The sequence below is a fragment of the Pseudomonas sp. S31 genome (genome assembly GCF_016648105.1).
Lineage (GTDB): Bacteria > Pseudomonadota > Gammaproteobacteria > Pseudomonadales > Pseudomonadaceae > Aquipseudomonas.
The window spans coordinates 89,868-105,796 of record NZ_JACVVE010000025.1 but is presented as its reverse complement, the minus strand read 5'-3'; the positions used below and the strand labels follow the sequence as shown (position 1 = coordinate 105,796).

Genomic DNA, 15,929 nt, shown 5'->3' with positions numbered 1-15,929 from the left:
GGGGATCGTGCATGCGGTGTACATCATCGCCAAGCGCTGAGAATGCCGGGGGCCCCAACCGGGCCCCCGTCACCATGCAGCGTGTTCTTCAGCGCTTCTCGCCCTCGTAGTTGTCCAGCGTATCGCGGGCAATCTCGCGCCCCAGGGCGATCAGTTCCGGCGCCTTGTAGAACTCGAAAAACCGGCAGACCCGCTTGGGCACGTTGATCAGCACGTCGGGCGGATAACCGGCGATCTTGTACTGGGCCAGCGATGTCTGCATCACCTCGAAGCTCTGGTTGATCAAATCCAGCAGCGAAGCCGGCCCGACGTTGTCGACGATGAACGAGCCGGTCGCCGACTTCGGCGCACCGCTGCGCTCAGGCGCAGCCGCCGGTTGCTGGGCTTCGGGGTCGGCCTCGTCGGCCAGCCAGGGGTTGGGCGGCGCCAAGCCCTCGCTGACGATCTCCTGCTCGATGCGGATCAGTTCCTCGGCCGGCTTGCGGCGAAAGGGCAGGCGCGAACCGAGCGAACTGATCAGCGCATCGAAACGCAGCTTGAACGCCGCTGGGCGTTCGATCACCGGCAACTGGTATTGCTTCTGGTTGGTCGAGTTGAGGTTGACGGCGATGATCAGGTCGCTGTGGCTGGAGACCACCGGCACGATCGGTAGCGGATTGAGAATGCCGCCATCGACCAGCATGCGGTTGCCCTGCATCACGGGCGTGAACAGGCTGGGTATGGCCGCCGAGGCGCGCATGGCCTGGTGCAGGCAGCCTTCCTGGAACCAGATTTCCTGCTGGTTGGTGAGATCGGCAGCAACGGCTGTGTAGGGGATACGTAACTGCTCGATGTTGATTTCGCCGACGATCTTGCGGATCTGCCCGAACACCTTGTCGCCGCGGATGGCGCCGAGGCGAAAACTGACGTCGACCAGGCGCAGTACGTCCAGGTAGTCCAGGCTTTCGATCCAGTTGCGGTACTGTTCGAGCTTGCCGGCCGCGTAGATGCCGCCAATCACCGCGCCCATCGAACAGCCGGCGACGCAGGATATCTCGTAGCCCCGCCGCTCGATCTCCTCGATCACCCCGATGTGGGCGTACCCTCGGGCGCCCCCCGAACCCAATACCAGCGCCACGCGTTTGCTCATGCTCTTTCCCCATCTGTGCAACCATGGTCCAACAATGCACCTTCACGCGCTGTGCTTCAATGCGTGCCTTGCTGAGCTACCCTAAGCAAAGCATGCTCAGCAGAGCCTGCCCAGCACGGCACTTTTCGCCTGCCCAGGCGTCGAACAGCCACTCCATTTCCCTTCGAGGTATCACCGATGAAAGCCTGGATCTGCCTTCCTCTGATTGCCCTGGCGCTGGCCGGATGCGCCGGCAAGACGGCTTACCGTGACAGCTGCGCGACCCAGCTGGATGCCGCCTGGAAGGAGCTCGACCTGGCCAAGGCCGAAGGCTTCGCCGGTACCGTCAGTTATTCCAAGGCATTGTCGCTGCTGACCGGCGCCAAGACCCAGCAACAGTTCGAAGGCTTCGAGGGCTGCACCCACAAGGCCGAAAAGGCCCGGTTCTATATTCGTGAGTCACGTGCCGGTCGCTGACCAAGGAGCCTTGCATGGCCGCCATGCTCGATCATGTGGTAGCCCAGGTAGTGGCCTTGCAGGTACGGCTGCTGGCCTGCCGCGAGCGCCTTGCCGCCGATACCGACAGCGAGGCGCTGCATGACCTGCGCACCAGCGTACGGCGCCTGCGCAGCCTGCTGCGACCCTTGCGTGGCATGCCGGGGGTGGAACAGCTGGAAGGGGCGTGCGAGTCGCTGGGCAGCCTGACCACCCCGTTGCGCGATCGCGAGGTGCTGGCCGCCGAGCTGATTCGTCGAGGGTTTGACGAGCCCGGGCAGCGCCGCCTGGCCGGGCGTGCGGCAAATTTTGCCAGCGTCGCACGCAGCGCCCAGCTGACGCGGGTGCTGGCGATTGTCGATGCGTTTCCGTTGTTCTTGCGCGCGGCGGACCGGGAGGGGCTGATGCAGAACCTCGACAAACGCGTCGACAAGCGCCTGGTCAAGCAGTGGCACAAGCTCCACGACGCCCTGCGCGACCCCGCGCACGACCGTCACCGCCTGCGCCTGCTGATCAAGCGGGCGCGCTATGGCGACGAGGCCTATCCGCAGCTGGATCACGCGGGCAAGAAACTGCAGAAGTTGTTGAAGCGCGCCCAGGGCGACCTGGGGGACTGGCACGACCGCCTGCAATGGCTGCTGCAGGCGCGCGATCACGCCGATCTTGCACCCTGCAAGGTCGACTGGGAGCAGGAGCTGCACGAGGCCGAGCGCACCTCCGATGCAACCCTGGATGCCTTGCTCAAAGCGTTGGGGCGGAGCAAGGCGCACCGCTAGGTGGTCGCGGCACCGGCTCAGTCCCGGTGTTTGTGCCGTTCACGCCAGGCCCGCAACCAGGCGCCACTGAGCACGAAGCGCGGGAAGGTGACGAACTGCTCGGTCAGCAGGCGTTGCACAGCGTCCTTGCGGTTGGCGAAGGGCTCGGGCTGAGTGGCCTCCAGGCGGTGGCCCTGGCGCTGCAGGGCCAGGCCTGCAAGCAGGGCGATGATGCCGACCGCCACCTGGCCCAGGTCCAGGCCGAACAGTCCCGACAGTACCAGCAGCGCGCCGAGGATGAACAGCGGCACCGCGATCAGGTGCAGCACCAGGTTGGTCGGGTGACGATGGTTGTGGTGGTAGCCGCGCCACTGCCAGGCGTGCAGATTGGGCAATCGTTTGCTCATGGGCAATTCCTCCAAGTCATGCCCAAAGCTTAGTGCGCCGCCCCGGCAGGGGCCAATCGAGGCAAGCTATGGCGACTATAGCTTGAGCTGGCCAATCGCCTTGGTCAGCTCGCCGGCCAGGGTCGCCAGTTCAGTGCTGGTGGTCGCCGAGCCGACGGTCTGCTGCACGGTCTGCTCGGTGACGTCGCGGATGCTCACCACGGCGCGGTTCATTTCCTCGGCGACCTGGCTCTGTTGTTGGGCGGCCACGGCGATCTGCGTGTTGCTCTCGCGCATCTGCGCCACCGCGCCAGTGATCTGCGCCAGGGCCTCGCCCGCCTCACGTGCCTCGCGCACGCAATCGTCGGCCTTGTACGAGCTTTCCTGCATGAACTCCACGGCGTCGCGGGTGCCGGCCTGCAAGTCGGCGACCATGTGGGTAATTTCGTCGGTGGAGGTCTGCACGCGCTTGGCCAGGCTGCGTACCTCGTCGGCGACCACGGCGAAGCCGCGGCCCAGGTCGCCGGCGCGGGCGGCCTCGATGGCGGCATTCAGGGCGAGCAGGTTGGTTTGTTCGGCGATGCTGTGGATCACCCCGACCACGCCGTTGATCTTCTGGCTGTCCTCGGCCAGCTGGTTGATCATTTGCGCGGTCTGCTGCACACCGGTGGACAGCCCGGCGATCGAGGTCTGCACGCGGCTCACCACCTGCTGGCCATCGCCGGCCAGGGTATCGGCGGCCTGGGACAGGTCGCGGGTGGCCCCGGCATGCTGGGCGATGTGGTGCACGGTGGCGGACATCTGGTTGATCGCCGTGGCCGCCTGGTCGGTTTCGCTCTGCTGGCCGAGCATGCCGTGGCGCACCTCGCTCATGCTTGCGGCCAGGCGCGCCGCGCCGGCGTCGAGTTGCGCGGCGGTGCGGGCGGCGGTGCCGACCACCCGATGGTAGGTGGTCTGCATGGCGTTGAACGCGCCGGCCATCTGGCCCACCTCGTCGCCACAGGCCAGGGGCACGCGGGCCGTCAAGTCGCCGGTTTTCTCGACGTGCAGCATGACGTCCTTGAGGGTGTCGAGCTGGCTCAGGAGGAAACGGATGAGCAACTGCGAGGCGCCTAGCATGGCCAGCATCAGCACCAGAACACATACGGCATAGTTGCTGAAGCGCTCGAAGAACACCTGGCGCAGGCTTGGCGCTTGTGCGAGTACCGCGACCTGTTGCTGGCCGTGGTGCAGTACCAGGGCGCCGTACAGCGGGTTGTCGCCCAGTGCCCAGGCAGCCGGTAGCTCGACCCAGCCCTGGGCGCTGCGCAGGGCTTCCAGCGGTTCGCCGGCCAGGGTCGGGGCCTGCCCGGGTTGCCAGGTGATCACGTTGCCCTGGCTCGGCAGCGGCTCAGCGGCCGGCCAGGCCGCCAGTAACTGCCCCTGAACCTGGGCCTGGGAACGTGCGGCATCGATCCGCGCACGTTGTTCCAGGTGCACGGCATAGAGCACCAGCAGCAGGGTCGTGACGAAGGCCACCGCGTTGACGGCCCAGAATTTGTATTTCAGGGAAATATTGCTAAGCCAGGCACCCATGGGTAGGTCTTCTCTGAGTTGAGCGGAAACATGATTGGCAAGGTGCCATCATTGTGCCTGCGCGCGTCAGGAAGACCTTGATGTGTATCAATGAACCGTTCGCCTGGCTGGGTCAGGCTTGGCCCAGCTGGAAGAATGCCTCGGCTGCGGCCGTGGTGTGGGCGGCAGTCTGTTCCAGGCTTTCGTTGCGATGTTGCGCCACTTCGCGCAGTACCTCTGGCAGGAACGCCGGTTCGTTGCGGCCGTTCTTCGGCTTCGGTCGCAGGGTGCGCGGCAGCAGGTAGGGGGCGTCGCTCTCCAGCATCAGGCGGCCTTGCGGGATGTTGCCCACCAGCGGATGCAAGTGGGTGCCACGGCGCTCGTCGCAGATCCAGCCGGTGATGCCGATGTGCAGGTCGAGGTCGAGGTAACCGAACAGCGCTGCACGCTCACCGGTGAAGCAGTGCACCACGGCGGCCGGCAGGTGGTCGCGCATGTTCCTGAGGATTGCCAGGAGCCGCTCGCTGGCGTCGCGTTCGTGCAGGAACACCGGCAGGCGCAACTCGGCGGCCAGTGCCAGTTGGGCTTCCAGGGCCTTTTCCTGGAGCGGGCGAGGGGAGAAGTCGCGATTGAAGTCCAGCCCGCATTCGCCTACGGCGACCACGCGCTGCTCGGCCAGCAACTGGCGCAGCTGGCGTTCGCTGTCGCTGTTCCAGGATTTGGCGTCATGCGGGTGTACGCCGGCCGTGGCGAACAGGTGCTGGCCTGGGGCGTCGAGCTCTTGGCACAGGGCAAGCGCCTGTTCGCTGACCTCCAGGCTGGTGCCGGTGAGCACCATGCGTGACACGCCGGCTTCGACGGCGCGCTCGACGATGGCGGCTTGCTGGCCGTGGAAGCTGCTGTTGGTCAGGTTGACGCCGATATCGATCAGTTGCATGGTGCTACCTCGTGCCGCGGGGCGGCCAGCATAGCAAAAAACGCGATTTTCGGGAAAAAGCCAAGAACTTCAGGCGGTTGCCGTGGTCTTTTAGCCTCATTTCTCACCTTATGATAGCGCCGTGCTGGCGCCGCCCATCACCTCGGACACGTTTCCATGTTGCGACCTGTGCTCACCCTGTTGCTGATGTTCGCGCTGCTCGGCGCCGGCCCCGCCCAGGCCCGGCTGCCCGGCCCGCAGCCGCACGCACCGGCGAGCAAGGTCCGCGACCTGGAGCAGATTCGCAGCAGCAAGGTGCTGCGGGTGCTGGTCAACCAGAGCCGCAACAGCTCCGGAGAGGTCAAGGGCGAGCCGGTCGGGGTCGAGTACTATCGCTTGCGCAGCTTCGAGCACTACCTCAATGCGCGGCTGGAGGGTGACCAGCAAGTCCAGCTGAAGATCATCCCGCGAGCCAAGGAGCAACTGCTCGGCGCCTTGCAGCGGGGGGAGGGCGACCTGGCCGCACCGGGCGAACTGCTCGACCCGAGCGTGGTGGGCAACGTCGGCGTAAGCGCGCCGGTGGTCGACCAAGTGACGTTGACCCTGGTCGGGCGCAAGGGCGAGCGCGCTTTCAGCCGCGCCGAACAGTTGTCCGGGCGGACCGTGGCATTGACCTCGGCCAGCGCCGCCGGCGCTGCCATCGCCCAGATCAACCAGCAGTTGGCCCTGCGCAAGCGCGCGCCGATCAAGGTGGAGTGGGTCGATTCGACCCTGGCGGTGGAGGATGTACTGGAAATGGTCCAGGCCGGCATCTATCACCTGACCGTGGTCGAGCGGCCGATCGCCCAGCGCTGGGCGCGGGTGATGCCGCGCCTGCGCCTGGACAAGCGCGTGCAGCTGGGCAAGGCGCAGGCTATGCGCTGGTACGTGCCCAAGGATGCCACGCTGCTGTTGGGCGCGGTCGACCGCTTCCTCAAGGGCTACCGAGCACCGGACAACCAGGACGCCGCCTTCGAGCGTATCTACCGGCGCCAGTACCGGGTGCACGACCCCTTGGCGCGCAAGGATCGCCAGCGCCTGGCGTCGTTGCGCCCGGTATTGCAGAAGCATGGCCAGGCGCAGCAGATCGACTGGCTCAACCTGGCGGCGCTGGCTTTCAAGGAATCCACGCTCAACCCTGCCGCGCGCGGCACCGGTGGCGCCCACGGCCTGATGCAGATCACCCCATCGGCGGCCCAGCGCGTTGGCGTGAGCAATACCGCGACGGTGGACGGCAATGTCCAGGCCAGCGCCCGCTACCTGGCGCTGATTCGCCGCAAGTTCTTCGCCAGTGCCAAGATCAACGAGCGCGAGCGCATGGCGTTCACCCTGGCGGCGTACAACCTTGGCCCCGAGCGAGTCCAGGCCATGCGCGCCGAGGCCCGCCGGCGCGGGCTCAACGGCAACCAGTGGTTCTTCCAGACCGAGCGCATCGCCATGGAGCAGGTGGGTATGGGGGTGGTCAATTTCGTCAACAGCGTCAACAAGTACTACCTGGCGTTCAACCGCCAGCGTTCCCAGCTGGAGCGCGTGGCGCGGCGCTAGATCAAGGTAGGCTTGCAGGCGCTGGCGCTAGGCTCTAGGATACTGCCTGCGCCGATTTAAACAGCTACTTGCGGGGCGCGGGACAGCCCTTCCAAGGTACGTCCGAAATACCGCTAAAGCGCTGGTTCGGTGACGCCTCCCACCGCGGCCCAGCGGGTATTGCGAGGCGCAGAGAAACCACCATGAGTTGTCCACGTACCAGTGTCTGCTTGAGCCCCCTGCCTGCCAACCAGGCTTCCCGTACCCCGCGCATCCTGCTCGGCGGTCAGCATCAACCCACGCTCCTGCGCCACCTTGAAGGCCTTTCCCGGCGCAAGGGCCAGGCCCGTGCCTTTCTGATTCAGTTCATCGACGGTGTCGGCCAGCTCGAACAGTACGCCAACGACCGCTTCGATCTCGCCGTGATCCAGTCGCCACTGGCCAGCGAGGCGGCCGAGGTCATCGGCCAGCTGACCCGCGTCGCGCGCCAGGGCCTGATCACCCGCCGCTGAGGAGTGCGCCGTTGAGCACCAATATCATCACCACCGAAGGTCATGACGCCCTGAAGAAGGAGCTCGACCATCTGTGGCGGGTGTACCGCCCTGAGATTACCCAGAAGGTCGCCTGGGCGGCTTCGCTGGGGGATCGCAGCGAGAACGCCGACTACCAGTACAACAAGAAGCTGCTGCGCGAGATCGACCGTCGGGTCCGCTATCTGCGCAAGCGTCTTGAAGATGTGAAGGTGGTGGCCTATTCGCCGCAGCAGGAAGGCAAGGTGTTCTTCGGCGCCTGGGTCGAGATCGAGAACGACGACGGCGAGCGCATGAAGTTTCGCATCGTTGGCTATGACGAGATCTACGGCCGCAATGATTACATCTCGATCGACTCCCCCATGGCCCGGGCGTTGCTGAAGAAGGAAGAGGGCGACGAGGTGGTGGTGCAGACACCGACGGGCGATGCAGTCTGGTACATCGACCGCATCGCCTACGCCGCGCCGCCCTTGTAGGAGCGGATTTATCGGGGCGCCGAACCGCCGCGAACACGGGCACAGCCCGTGCCAGCCCACCCGTTACCGGCCTACCACAGCGGCATCTGGTAGCTGAGGATCACCCGCGTTTCATCGATGTCGTTACCGAAGTCGCTGCGAAACACCCCGTTGCGCACCTTCAATCCCAGGTTCTTCAGCGGTCCGCTCTGGATCACGTAGCCGATGTCGGTATCGCGCTCCCATTCCTTGCCACGTCCCTGGCCGTTGAGCAGGTCGATGTGGTCACCTTGCAGGTAGCGGGTCATGAAGGTCAGCCCTGGCAGGCCAAGGGCGGCGAAGTCATAGTCGTAGCGGGCCTGCCAGGAGCGTTCGTCCTTGTTGGCGAAGTCGCCGATCTGCACGAAGTTGGTCAGGTACGGGTCGGTGCCGCTGAGGTAGGCATAACCGGTATCGCCGGACATGCGCTGATAGCCCACGCCGAAACTGCTGCCGCCCAGGCGGTAGGTGAACAGGGCATTGAGTGCCCGGTTGTCGACGTTGCTGCCACCGTCGTCGGTGGACCGCGCCCAGCGGATATCGGACTTGAACGACTGCCCCTCGGCGATCGGCAGCACATGCACCAGGCTCAGGTAGTGCTGGCGATAGAAGTCCTCCAGGCCGCCATAGTGGTAGCTGGTACTGAGGTTGTCGGTCCAGCGGTAGGTGCCACCGGCCAGGTTGAAGCGGTCGCTGCTGGTGTGACGGCCCAGGACGATGTTGCGCTTGTTGCCGCGGGTCATCGTCAGGTCTTCGTGGTTGGACGAATCGCGCTGCTTGACCTCGCGCAACTGCCCCACTTGCATGGCCAGGCCATCGATTTCGTTGATTTCGGCCAGGCCGCCCTGGAAGGTCTGCGGGTGCAGGCGCGTATCGTTGTACTGCACCACGGGCATCTTCGGCAGCAATGTTCCGACCTTCAGGGTACTCTTCGATACGCGCATCTTCGCCGTCAGGCCGACGTCGCTGTAGTCGTCGGCAGCACGTTTGTCGCTCGCCGAATAGGGCAGCAGGCCGGAGCCGGTGCGGTCAGGGCTGGAGTCGAGCTTCAGGCCGAGCAGGCCTAGTGCATCCACGCCGAAGCCGACCGTGCCCTCGGTGTAGCCAGACTCCAGGCGCAGCAGGAAGCCCTGGGCCCATTCCTCGGAATACGACTGGGTGGCGCCGGGTTGGCGGTAGTCGCGATTGAAGTAGAAATTGCGCAGCTCCAGGCTGGCCTTGCTGTCGCCGATGAAGTCGGCCTGGGCAAGCAGGGGCAGGCAGGCGAAGCTCGAAACGAGCGCCCGTACGGGAAGAATTCTCATTGTTGTTGTGCTCTTCGTCAGATGGGGTGAAAGCGGCGCCGCTCCAGGGCGCCGCATGCAAGCAGTCAATTGCCGAGCATGCCCTCCAGGCGCTGGCGCACCAGGTCGCGGGCCTGTTCGACGATGCCGCGTAGCAGTTCGTCGCAGCTGGGCTCGTCATCGATCAGGCCCTGGACCATGCCCGCCGACCAGATCCCCAGGTCGGTGTCGCCCTGTTCATAGACGGTGCGCCCGCGCAGGCCGCTGACCAACGCAGCGATGTCGGCATAGGTGGCGTTGCCGCGCGCCTCGATGGCCAGCACCTCCTGGCTCACCGCGTTGCGTGCCACCCGTGCGCTGTTGCGCAGCGAACGCATGATCACGTCGGTGGCGCGCTCGTCGGCGGCGCGGATGGCCGCCTTGACCTGCGGGTGGATCGGGCACTCGCGGGTGCTGAGAAAACGCGTGCCCATGTTTATCGCATCGGCCCCCAGCGCCAGTGCCGCCACCAGCCCGCGGCCATCGGCGAAGCCCCCCGAGGCGATGATCGGCACGCTCAGCCGGTTGGCGGCGGCGGGCAGCAGCACCAGCCCGGGAATGTCGTCCTCGCCAGGGTGGCCGGCGCACTCGAAGCCATCGATGGACACCGCGTCTACCCCCAGTTGCTCGGCCTTGAGCGCATGGCGCACGCTGGTGCACTTGTGGATCACCTTGACCCCGTGCTGGCGAAACTCGGCGATGTGCTCGCCGGGGTTGTTGCCGGCGGTCTCGACTATGCGAATGCCGCTTTCGATGATCGCCGCGCGGTACTCGGCGTAGGGGATCGGCTTCTGCGTCGGCAACAGCGTCAGGTTGACGCCGAAGGGCAGGTCGGTGAGTTCGCGGCAACGCGCGATCTCATCGGCCAGCGCCTGCGGGCTTGGCTGGGTCAGCGCCGAGAGGGTGGCCAGGCCGCCGGCATTGGCCACTGCCGCGGCCATCTCGGCGCGCCCCACCCACTGCATGCCACCTTGCATGATCGGGTGCTCGACATCGAACAGTTCGGTGAATCGGGTCTTGAACATGGGCATGTCCTCGCCGGCTCAGAGTGGGTCCCAGGAGAACACGTCCGGGCTGCGCGCCAGGTCCATGAAGCTGTTGCGCAGCGCCGGCATGCCGTGTTCGGCGATGGCCTGCGGGGTCCAGCCCTGTTCGCTGTGGACGCTGCGCAGCGGGCGGCTCTGGCTCATCAGGAACAGCTCGTGGTTGCGGGCGGCGAACACCTGGCCATTGACCTCGCGGGCAGCGTCGGAGGCCAGGTACACGGCCAGCGGTGCGTTCTTGTCCGGGGTCATGCGCTGGAGTTTCTCCACCCGCGCCTTCTGCTCCGGGGTATCGGCCGGGATCGAGTCGGTCATGCGGCTCCAGGCGAACGGCGCGATGCAGTTGGAGCGCACGTTGTAGCGTTGCATGTCGAGGGCGATGGACTTGCTCAGGGCGACGATGCCCAGCTTGGCCGCTGAATAGTTGGCCTGGCCGAAGTTGCCGATCAGCCCCGAGGTGCTGGTCATGTGCACGAAGGCGCCGCTGTTCTGCGCGCGAAAGTGCTCGGCGGCGGCACGGCTGACGAAGAAACTGCCGTTGAGATGCACGTTGATCACCGACAACCAGTCCTCGGCACTCATCTTGTGGAAGATCGCGTCGCGCAGGATGCCGGCGTTGTTGACCACGATGTCCACCCGGCCGAAGGCGTCCACGGCGCTGGAGACGATGCGCCGGGCGCTGTCCCAGTCCGATACGCTGTCGGTGTTGATCGCGCCGTCGCCACCGCGTTGGCGGATCAGGCCGAGGGTTTCCTCGGCCGGCGACGCCGAGCCGCCATCCCCTTGCAGCGAAACGCCGATGTCGTTGATCAGCACCCGCGCGCCGCTGTCGGCCAGGGCCAGGGCGATCTCACGGCCGATACCGCCGCCTGCGCCAGTGACGATCGCTACCTTGCCTTCGTTGAGTCGTTGGGTCATTGCTCGTTCCTCATTCAGAATTCGGTATGCACAGCGTTTGCACAGGGTTCAGTTCGGCAGGCCGAGCACGGCCTTGGCCAGGATGTTGCGCTGGATCTCGTTGGTGCCGCCGTAGATGGTGGTGGGCCGCGACTGGATGAAGATGCCGGCCGGGTGCAGCTCGGGGTCGTCGCTGAACGGGTGCAGCAGCGCCGAATCGGCACCGGCGATTTCCAGGCCCAGCTCGCTGATGCGCTGGTACAGCTCGGACTGGTGGATCTTCAGCATGGAAACGTCCGGGCCCAGTTCTTCGCCACGGCGCAGGCGTTCGGCGAAGCGTTCGTAGAGCGCCTTGTGGCAGTCCAGGTCCATGCTCAGGGCGGCGAAGCGCTGGGCGAACACTGGGTCTTGCCACAGGCCCTGATGGCGAGCCAGGCGCACCAGGCGCTCGAGGGCGAAGGTGGCCTGCTTGGGCGAGCCGAGGAAGATCCGCTCGAAGCCCAGCAGCGCCTTGGCCATGCCCCAGCCCTGGTTGACCGCGCCGACCAGGTTGGCCTGCGGCACGCGCACGTCGTTGAAGAACACTTCGCAGAACTCGCCCTGCAGTTCCAGGTTGAGGATCGGCCGCACCTCGACGCCGGGCGTGTCCATCGGCACCAGCAGGAAGCTGATGCCCTGCTGGGGCTTGGCGCTGCGCTCGGTGCGGGCGAGGACGAAGATCCAGTTGGCCTCGCTGCCCATGGTGGTCCAGGTTTTTTGACCGTTGATCACCCAGTCGTCGCCGTCCAGCACCGCCTCGGTGCGCAGGCTGGCCAGGTCGGAGCCGGCGTTCGGCTCGCTGTAGCCTTGGCACCAGATGTCCTCGCCGCTGAGGATGCGTGGCAGGAAGCGCTCGCGCTGGGCGTCGCTGCCATAGCGGATCAGCAGCGGGCCGAGCATGGTGATGCCGCTGTCGGGCAGGCGTGCGCAGCCGTAGTCTTCCATTTCTTCCATCATCACCAACTGTTTGCCGGCACTCAGGCCCATGCCGCCATGTGCCACCGGCCAGCCTGGGCACAGCCAGCCCTGGCGCGACAGCGCCTGGTACCACTCCCAGGTCTCTTCGCGCCCCAAGCGGTGGGCCGGGTTGCGGATATGTTGCGGATAGTTGGCGGCGACCCACTCGCGTACCAGCTGGCGGAACTCGTCATCGCCCAAGACGTTGTAGTCGGTCATGTCATTGTCCTTTGAAAGAGGGGGAGCGCTTGTCGAGGAAGGCGGCTTTGCCTTCGGCGTGATCGGCGCTGAGGAACAGCTGCGCCTGGAAGTCACCCTCGCGTTCGAGCAGCAGTTCCAGGCCGTCGGCCAGCAGGGCCTTGGTCATGGCCAGCGGTAGCGGCGCCTGTTGCTCGACCCGGGCGGCCAGCGCCAAGGCCGTGCTCAAGGCATCGCCGGCGGCGCACAGCTGGTCTACCAGGCCGATGCGCAGCGCTTCCTCGGCTTCGATCACCTGGCCGAACATCAGCACCTGGCGTGCTCGGCCGATGCCGATACGTGCCGGCAGGGTGTGCAACTGGCCCAGGTCGGCGAGCAGCCCGACCTTGCCGAAGCCGGCGGCGAAGCGCGCCGTGGCGCCGCACACCAAGCTGTCGCAGGCCAGGGCCACCGACAGCCCGGCGCCTACCGCCCAGCCTTCGATGGCGGCGATCAGTGGCTTGTTCATGCGCAGCATCTGCCGCACCAGCTCCGCGTTCTTCTGCATGCGCACGCGGCCGGCGTTGAGGTCGCCGACGTTCATGTCGCTGAGGTCGCCGCCAGCACTGAACACCTCGGCAGAGCCGGTGAGCACCACGCTGCGAATGGCCGGGTCCTCATCGGCCTGCTGCAGGGCCACGTGCAACTCGGCGCGCAAGGCGCGGGACAGGGCATTGCGCCGGGCCGGGTTGTCCAGGCGCAGCAGGCGCACCGAACCGTGGGTTTCCTGGATCAGCCGCGCCTCCATCAGGCCACCTCCGCGTGCAGCAGGTCGATGTAGCGCTGGCGGTGGAAGGCCAGCGAGCCGTGGTGGTTGAGCAGCACCATGGCGCGGCGCAGGAACAGGCCGATGTCGGCTTCGTCGGTGTAGCCGATGCCGCCATGCAGCTGGATCGCCTGGCGGGTCACCAGCATCGCCGCATCCGCTGCGCGCACCTTGGCGGTGGACACCAGGCGCTGCACGCGTGTCGCCGGGGCGCCTGCATCCAGTGCGCTGGCCGCCTCGCCGACGATGGCGCGGGCCAGTTCGATCTGCAGCTTGAGGTCGACCATGCGGTGTTGCAGCGACTGGAAGCTGCCGATCTCGCGGCCGAACTGGCGGCGCACGCCCAGGTATTCGCGGGTGCGCTCGAAGGCGGCATCCATCAGCCCCACCAGGTAGGCGGCGCAGGCCACGGTGGCTTCGTCGAGGGCTGCGGGCTGGTTGGCCACCGGCTCGGCCGGAGTGCCGGCAAAACGCAGGCGCGCCAGGTGGCCGCCGTCCTGGGTCGGTTCCTGCGTGACGGTGAGGCCTTGGGCATTGCGACGTACGAGTGCCAACCCCGGGGCCAAGTCCTGTTCGCAGGCCACCAGCCAGGCGTCGGCGGTCGCGCCCAGCGCCACATGGGCGACTTCACCGTGCAGCTGGCCATCGCGCAGCACCGGCAGGTTGGCGCTTTCGAAACCGAGACCGGCCGGCAGGATCAGCCGGTCGCCTGCCAGCAGCGCGTCACGCTCGGCGGCGGGCAGCAAGGGAGCCACCAGGCTCGCCTCGATCAGCGGCTCGGGCAACAGGCCACGGCCCAGTTCTTCGAGCAGCGCGGCGTATTCGGCCATGCCCAGGCCGCTGCCGCCCTCGTCCTCGGCCAGGCGCAGGCCCGGCCAGCCCATGGCGCAGACTTCGGCCCAGGCGTCGCGGTCGATGCCTGGCGCCTGGAAGCGCTGGCGGCGGACCCGGTTCAGGCCGCCGTCGCGCGGCACCAGCGAGGCCGCACTGTCGCGGATCATGCGCAGGCGTTCTTCGCGTTCTGCTGCCAGTTCAGCGTGTTCTGTCATGTCGTCATTCCCGTGTCGGTTGAACAGCTCCGGCCGCCGCGGGCCGGTACTTGAAACTGCCGGTGGCGCTGGCGATCAGCTCGCCATCCTGGTCGAAGATCTGTGCCGTGCAGAAGCACAGCGTGCGGGTGCGCCGCAGCACCTTGCCGACGGCATTGAGCTCGCCGCGGGTGGCGCCCATGAAGTGGCTGGCCATGTCGATGGTGACCATCGAGCAGCCCGGTACTGCGATGCGGACGGCCCCGGCCATGGCGGCATCGAGCACGCTCATCAGCACGCCGCCGTGGAAGGTGTCGTTGTAGTTCATCAGTTCGGGCTGGTGGCGCAGGCGGACCCGGGCGGTGTCGCCCTCGATCCAGCGCTCCAGGCCGATGAATTCCTGGAAGGTGGAGCGGCCGCTGGGGAAAATTTCCCGCTCGGCGGTGTTCGCTGCGCAGGTGTTGTCGTTCATCCCAGGCCCTCCTCGGTGGCTGGCTTGCCCAGTGGCCGGGCAGGGTTTTGCGCGGTGGCCTGCGCCGGCGTGGCGGCCTTGGCGCTGCGGGCTTCGCGGTTGGGGTCATAGAGGCGGTTGGGGATGGCCAGGGCCGGGATCAGGCCGGTGATGACGTAGGTGATGCCCATCACCAGGAAGCCCGCGCCGATCGATACATGGGTGGCCAGCAGGCCGATGGCCGCCGGAGCCACCGCCGCGCCGATGCGCCCGAGGTTGTAGGCGGTGCCTACGGCGGCGCCACGGACCTGGGTGGAGAAGCTCTCGGTCATGTAGGTGGCCAGCACGCCCACCGGTACGCCGTAGATGAAGCCGAACAGGGTGAGTACCCAGAGGATGTTGTCGGGGGTGTGCCAGAACACGATCACCGGCATGAACAGCGCGGTGCCGATGGCGCCGGCGGCGAAGGTCACGCGACGGCCGAAGCTGTCCGAGGCGATGCCGGCCACCACCTTGCCGAGGATCATCGCGGTGTAGGTGCCGACCATGTAGCCGGTCATGGACTTGAAGTTCATGCCCAGCTCGCTTTCCAGATACGACGGCATCCAGTTGTTGGTGCCGTAGTAGCCGAACAGGAGGAAGCACGAGGTCAGGCTCCACAGCAGGAACATCCGTCGTGTCGGTGCATCGACCAGCAGCTGGCGCAAGCCGCCGCTGGCGACCTTGGCCTGGCCACGGCTGGTAGCCGGCTGGCTGCGCTGGGCGCGGGCGGCGAGCCACGACGGCGACTCCGGTACCCAGGGGCGCAGGGCCAGGCACAGCAATCCGGCGCCCACGGCGGTGAAGAACAGCACCCGCCAGCCATGCTCGGGGATGATCTGCCCGGCCAGCACCGTCGCCACCAGGTAGCCCACCGTCCAGCCGGCCTGCATGGTGGCGAGGATGGTGGTGCGGTACTTGGCGGTGACGAATTCGGACATCAGGATGTTGCAGGCGACGAACAGCGAGCCTAGCCCCAGCGAGGAGATGAAGCGCACCACCGCGAACGCCCAGTAGTTGTGCGCCAGCCCCAGCAGGGCGGTGCCGGCGGAAAACACCAGGATGGTCCAGGTCACTACCCGCACGCGGCCGAAACGGTCGCAGGCCCAGCCACCGTAGATACCGCCGATGGCCATGCCGGCCAGGGTGATGCTGCCCAGCGAGCCCGCCTCGAAGTTGCTCAGGCCGAACTCGGCCTTGAGGCTGTTCAGGCTGTAGGCGAGAAACATCAGGTCCGCGCCGTCGGCCAGCAGGCCGAGGAAGCAGAAGAGGAATGCGATCACCAGGGTCCGCCGGGGTAGGGCGGCGTTCTGGGCCAAGCTGTCGGATGCGTTCATTGTTGTTGTTCT

The 15,929-nt window shown here is 66.5% G+C and carries 17 protein-coding genes; 5 read left to right on the top strand and 12 right to left on the bottom strand.

Annotated elements, in window-relative coordinates; translation table 11 throughout:
- Positions 1–88: 88 nt before the first annotated feature.
- On the bottom strand, positions 89–1,129 hold the full coding sequence (locus IAE37_RS18610) for a patatin-like phospholipase family protein (protein WP_201175867.1): 1,041 nt from the start codon (positions 1,127–1,129) through the stop codon (positions 89–91).
- Positions 1,130–1,306: 177 nt separating this feature from the next.
- Here IAE37_RS18610 and IAE37_RS18605 point away from each other — a divergent pair, with 177 nt between their 5' ends.
- Both IAE37_RS18605 and IAE37_RS18600 read left to right on the top strand, forming a co-directional pair.
- A complete protein-coding gene (locus IAE37_RS18605; RefSeq protein WP_201175866.1) occupies positions 1,307–1,585 on the top strand; it encodes a hypothetical protein in 279 nt (92 codons plus the stop codon).
- 14 nt (positions 1,586–1,599) lie between these two features.
- Positions 1,600–2,379 (top strand): CHAD domain-containing protein, encoded by a 780-nt coding sequence (locus IAE37_RS18600; protein WP_201175864.1) that lies wholly within the window; start codon positions 1,600–1,602, stop codon positions 2,377–2,379.
- Positions 2,380–2,396: 17 nt separating this feature from the next.
- Here the strand turns inward: IAE37_RS18600 and IAE37_RS18595 are convergent, their stop codons facing one another.
- The 3 genes from IAE37_RS18595 to IAE37_RS18585 form a co-directional block, all read right to left on the bottom strand.
- Positions 2,397–2,765, bottom strand: coding sequence for an Mpo1-like protein (locus tag IAE37_RS18595; RefSeq protein WP_201175862.1), 369 nt, complete (start codon positions 2,763–2,765; stop codon positions 2,397–2,399).
- Between the two features lie 75 nt (positions 2,766–2,840).
- The gene (locus IAE37_RS18590) at positions 2,841–4,319 is read right to left on the bottom strand and encodes a methyl-accepting chemotaxis protein (RefSeq protein WP_201175860.1); all 1,479 of its coding nucleotides are present in this window, start codon (positions 4,317–4,319) and stop codon (positions 2,841–2,843) included.
- 112 nt (positions 4,320–4,431) lie between these two features.
- Entirely contained in the window at positions 4,432–5,235 is an 804-nt protein-coding gene (locus IAE37_RS18585) for a TatD family hydrolase (protein ID WP_201175858.1), read from the bottom strand.
- A 156-nt stretch (positions 5,236–5,391) separates the two neighbouring features.
- On the opposite strand from IAE37_RS18585, the gene IAE37_RS18580 reads away from it, so the two are divergent.
- The 3 genes from IAE37_RS18580 to greB all read left to right on the top strand — a co-directional run bounded on the left by IAE37_RS18580 (position 5,392) and on the right by greB (position 7,783).
- On the top strand, positions 5,392–6,798 hold the full coding sequence (locus IAE37_RS18580; RefSeq protein ID WP_201175856.1) for a transglycosylase SLT domain-containing protein: 1,407 nt from the start codon (positions 5,392–5,394) through the stop codon (positions 6,796–6,798).
- A gap of 182 nt (positions 6,799–6,980) precedes the next feature.
- Positions 6,981–7,289 carry a hypothetical protein gene (locus tag IAE37_RS18575; protein ID WP_201175854.1) on the top strand — a complete coding sequence of 103 codons (309 nt, stop codon included), beginning with the start codon at positions 6,981–6,983 and terminating at the stop codon, positions 7,287–7,289.
- Between the two features lie 11 nt (positions 7,290–7,300).
- Positions 7,301–7,783: a transcription elongation factor GreB gene (gene greB / locus IAE37_RS18570; RefSeq protein WP_201175852.1), complete on the top strand. Its 483-nt coding sequence runs from the start codon at positions 7,301–7,303 to the stop codon at positions 7,781–7,783.
- Between the two features lie 71 nt (positions 7,784–7,854).
- Here the strand turns inward: greB and IAE37_RS18565 are convergent, their stop codons facing one another.
- From IAE37_RS18565 to IAE37_RS18530, 8 genes are all read right to left on the bottom strand, one after another.
- The gene (locus IAE37_RS18565) at positions 7,855–9,105 is read right to left on the bottom strand and encodes an OprD family porin (protein ID WP_201175850.1); all 1,251 of its coding nucleotides are present in this window, start codon (positions 9,103–9,105) and stop codon (positions 7,855–7,857) included.
- Between the two features lie 65 nt (positions 9,106–9,170).
- Positions 9,171–10,154, bottom strand: coding sequence for an NADH:ubiquinone reductase (locus IAE37_RS18560; RefSeq protein ID WP_201175849.1), 984 nt, complete (start codon positions 10,152–10,154; stop codon positions 9,171–9,173).
- Between the two features lie 12 nt (positions 10,155–10,166).
- A complete protein-coding gene (locus IAE37_RS18555) occupies positions 10,167–11,084 on the bottom strand; it encodes an SDR family NAD(P)-dependent oxidoreductase (RefSeq protein WP_201175848.1) in 918 nt (305 codons plus the stop codon).
- A gap of 48 nt (positions 11,085–11,132) precedes the next feature.
- Entirely contained in the window at positions 11,133–12,278 is a 1,146-nt protein-coding gene (locus tag IAE37_RS18550) for an acyl-CoA dehydrogenase family protein (protein ID WP_201175847.1), read from the bottom strand.
- A 1-nt stretch (position 12,279) separates the two neighbouring features.
- Positions 12,280–13,044: an enoyl-CoA hydratase/isomerase family protein gene (locus IAE37_RS18545; protein WP_201175846.1), complete on the bottom strand. Its 765-nt coding sequence runs from the start codon at positions 13,042–13,044 to the stop codon at positions 12,280–12,282.
- Positions 13,044–14,111 carry an acyl-CoA dehydrogenase family protein gene (locus tag IAE37_RS18540; RefSeq protein WP_201175844.1) on the bottom strand — a complete coding sequence of 356 codons (1,068 nt, stop codon included), beginning with the start codon at positions 14,109–14,111 and terminating at the stop codon, positions 13,044–13,046. Before IAE37_RS18540 ends, IAE37_RS18545 begins: the two co-directional genes overlap by 1 nt.
- A 4-nt stretch (positions 14,112–14,115) precedes the next feature.
- Positions 14,116–14,562: a PaaI family thioesterase gene (locus tag IAE37_RS18535; RefSeq protein WP_201175843.1), complete on the bottom strand. Its 447-nt coding sequence runs from the start codon at positions 14,560–14,562 to the stop codon at positions 14,116–14,118.
- Positions 14,559–15,917, bottom strand: a complete 1,359-nt coding sequence (locus IAE37_RS18530; protein WP_201175842.1) for an MFS transporter — start codon at positions 15,915–15,917, stop codon at positions 14,559–14,561. The genes IAE37_RS18535 and IAE37_RS18530 overlap by 4 nt, the downstream gene beginning before the upstream one ends.
- Positions 15,918–15,929 lie beyond the last annotated feature (12 nt).

Coding starts and splice junctions, on each gene's coding strand:
- IAE37_RS18610 (WP_201175867.1), bottom strand. CDS start 1,129: ATGAGCAAACGCGTGGCGCTGGTATTGGGTTCGGGGGGCGCCCGAGGG.
- IAE37_RS18605 (WP_201175866.1), top strand. CDS start 1,307: ATGAAAGCCTGGATCTGCCTTCCTCTGATTGCCCTGGCGCTGGCCGGA.
- IAE37_RS18600 (WP_201175864.1), top strand. CDS start 1,600: ATGGCCGCCATGCTCGATCATGTGGTAGCCCAGGTAGTGGCCTTGCAG.
- IAE37_RS18595 (WP_201175862.1), bottom strand. CDS start 2,765: ATGAGCAAACGATTGCCCAATCTGCACGCCTGGCAGTGGCGCGGCTAC.
- IAE37_RS18590 (WP_201175860.1), bottom strand. CDS start 4,319: ATGGGTGCCTGGCTTAGCAATATTTCCCTGAAATACAAATTCTGGGCC.
- IAE37_RS18585 (WP_201175858.1), bottom strand. CDS start 5,235: ATGCAACTGATCGATATCGGCGTCAACCTGACCAACAGCAGCTTCCAC.
- IAE37_RS18580 (WP_201175856.1), top strand. CDS start 5,392: ATGTTGCGACCTGTGCTCACCCTGTTGCTGATGTTCGCGCTGCTCGGC.
- IAE37_RS18575 (WP_201175854.1), top strand. CDS start 6,981: ATGAGTTGTCCACGTACCAGTGTCTGCTTGAGCCCCCTGCCTGCCAAC.
- IAE37_RS18565 (WP_201175850.1), bottom strand. CDS start 9,105: ATGAGAATTCTTCCCGTACGGGCGCTCGTTTCGAGCTTCGCCTGCCTG.
- IAE37_RS18560 (WP_201175849.1), bottom strand. CDS start 10,154: ATGCCCATGTTCAAGACCCGATTCACCGAACTGTTCGATGTCGAGCAC.
- IAE37_RS18555 (WP_201175848.1), bottom strand. CDS start 11,084: ATGACCCAACGACTCAACGAAGGCAAGGTAGCGATCGTCACTGGCGCA.
- IAE37_RS18550 (WP_201175847.1), bottom strand. CDS start 12,278: ATGACCGACTACAACGTCTTGGGCGATGACGAGTTCCGCCAGCTGGTA.
- IAE37_RS18545 (WP_201175846.1), bottom strand. CDS start 13,044: ATGGAGGCGCGGCTGATCCAGGAAACCCACGGTTCGGTGCGCCTGCTG.
- IAE37_RS18540 (WP_201175844.1), bottom strand. CDS start 14,111: ATGACAGAACACGCTGAACTGGCAGCAGAACGCGAAGAACGCCTGCGC.
- IAE37_RS18535 (WP_201175843.1), bottom strand. CDS start 14,562: ATGAACGACAACACCTGCGCAGCGAACACCGCCGAGCGGGAAATTTTC.
- IAE37_RS18530 (WP_201175842.1), bottom strand. CDS start 15,917: ATGAACGCATCCGACAGCTTGGCCCAGAACGCCGCCCTACCCCGGCGG.